The organism is Brevundimonas sp. (assembly GCF_036659295.1).
Classification (GTDB): Bacteria; Pseudomonadota; Alphaproteobacteria; order Caulobacterales; family Caulobacteraceae; genus Brevundimonas.
Genome location: NZ_JAVXCU010000152.1, coordinates 1 through 2,343, shown reverse-complemented (window position 1 = coordinate 2,343; position 2,343 = coordinate 1). Strand labels below are relative to the sequence as shown.

Here is a 2,343-nt window from a genome sequence, read left to right as displayed (position 1 = left end):
CTCTTGGCGCGCTTCTTCAAGCGCGCGGTTACAAGGTTCGACTGCGTAAGCTCGATCCCTATCTGAACGTCGACCCCGGTACGATGTCGCCCTACCAGCATGGTGAGGTGTTCGTGACCGATGATGGTGCCGAGACGGATCTGGATCTCGGACACTACGAGCGTTTCACCGGTGTTTCGGCGGCCAAGTCCGACAACATCACCACAGGTCGCATCTATTCGACGATTATCGAAAAAGAGCGCCGTGGCGACTATCTGGGTGCGACCGTGCAGGTGATTCCGCACGTCACGGACCAGATCAAACAATTCTGCCTGAATCCGGCCAAGACCGATGATGGCGAGGACGTGGACTTTGTGCTGGTCGAGATCGGCGGCACGGTCGGCGATATCGAAGGCCTGCCGTTCTTCGAGGCGATCCGCCAGTTGGGGCAGGACCTGCCGCGCGGCCAGTCGTGCTTTGTCCACCTGACGCTGCTGCCGTTCATCAAGACGGCTGGCGAGATGAAGACCAAGCCGACCCAGCACTCCGTCAAGGAGCTGCGCTCCATCGGTATCCAGCCGGACATCCTGCTGTGCCGTTGTGAAGAGCCGATCCCGTCGGACGAGAAGCGCAAGATCGCCCAGTTCTGTAATGTGCGCCCTGACAGCGTCATTCAGGCCATGGATTCGGCCGATATCTATGCGGTGCCGCAAGACTATCACGCCGAAGGTCTGGACACGCAGGTACTGGCCCATTTCGGGATCAATGACGCGCCGGAGCCGGAGCTGTCGGGCTGGAACGAGATTGTTCGTCGTCGCCTGAACCCCGAAGGTGAAGTCACCATCGCTATCGTCGGCAAATATACCGTCCTCAAGGACGCCTATAAGTCGCTGATCGAAGCCCTGATGCACGGCGGCGTGGCCAACCGTGTGAAGGTGAATCTCGACTGGGTTGAATCGGACACCTTTGAAGGTGATCCGGTGGCCTGTGCGGATCGCTTGAAAGATGCGAATGCCATTCTGGTACCGGGCGGCTTTGGCGAGCGCGGGGCAGAGGGCAAGATCCAGGCGGCCCGTTTCGCCCGCGAGAACAAGATCCCTTACTTCGGTATCTGCTTCGGTATGCAGATGGCCGTGATCGAGGCGGCCCGCCATCTGGCCGGTTTCCCGAACGCGACCTCGACCGAGTTCGGTCCGGCCGAAGAGCCCGTCGTGGGCCTGATGACCCAATGGTCACAAGGCAATGAGCGCGTTCAGCGCGAACATGGCGGCGATCTGGGCGGCACCATGCGTCTGGGGGCCTATGATTCCACGTTTGCCGAGGGTTCGCTGATTGCGGACATCTATGGCTCGACCACGATCAGCGAGCGTCACCGTCACCGCTATGAGGTGAACATCAATTACCGTCAGGCGATTGAGGAAAAGGGCGGTCTGTATTTCGCGGGCCTGTCACCCGATGGCGTGCTGCCGGAGACAGTAGAGCGCAAGGACCATCCGTGGTTCGTCGGCGTCCAGTATCATCCTGAATACAAGAGCCGTCCGTTCAAACCTCACCCCTTGTTTGCCAGCTTCGTGCAGGCAGCCATAGTCCAGAGCCGCCTCGTCTAATCTATCCCCTGCAAGCCGTTACCGTGTTCGAAAAATAGCGGTACACGGCTTGCTAGCCTCTCGCAGTTGTGTTTCATATCCGCACGCTGGAGGTTGGGGCCATGGTCGGCACCTTCGTGAGTTTCCTACACCGCAATGCCAGAGCCGTTCTGCTACTGGTATCGTTGTGTGTACTTCTATTGAGCTGCAGTGTTGTGCTGAGAGCTCTAGTCAAACTGCTTGTCGCCTAGCGTGCAAGCAGCTGGAGGGGGGAACCGGTTGCTGTCGCAAGACACCCGGCAGACCTATTCCAGATGTTGGGTCACCCGCTTGGGGGAGTGGGTGACCCAACTATTTTCATGACATTGCCAAGCCTTACAGTCGCTCGCGATAGGCGAGCAGACGAAGGGCATTGAACACGACCAGCAATGTCGAGCCTTCGTGCAGCGCGATGGCGGGGCCTATGCCCAGCCCGAAAATGGTCGCAGGTACCAGAAACGCCACGACGCCAAGACTGACAAACAGGTTCTGCCGGATGATGCTGCGCGTTTGGCGGCTGAGGCCGATCGTGAACGGCAGCTTGGACAGGTCATCACCCATCAGCGCGACATCGGCCGTTTCCAGTGCGACATCGGAACCTGCCGCGCCCATGGCAATGCCCACAGTTGCGGTGGCCATGGCAGGGGCGTCATTGACGCCATCACCGACCATCGCAACATTGGCGCCGGACCGCAGACCTTTGATCGCCTCGACCTTGTGATCGGGCATCAGGTCGCCC

2 protein-coding genes are annotated in these 2,343 nt (G+C 59.5%); one reads left to right on the top strand and one right to left on the bottom strand.

Annotated elements, in window-relative coordinates; all coding sequences use genetic code 11:
• Positions 1-1,586 (top strand): CTP synthase (locus RSB01_RS14000; protein ID WP_332625743.1); only part of this gene is annotated, 1,586 nt, incomplete at its 5' end.
• Between the two features lie 354 nt (positions 1,587-1,940).
• Here the strand turns inward: RSB01_RS14000 and RSB01_RS13995 are convergent.
• A partial coding sequence (locus RSB01_RS13995; RefSeq protein WP_332625742.1) for an HAD-IC family P-type ATPase occupies positions 1,941-2,343 on the bottom strand: 403 nt, incomplete at its 5' end.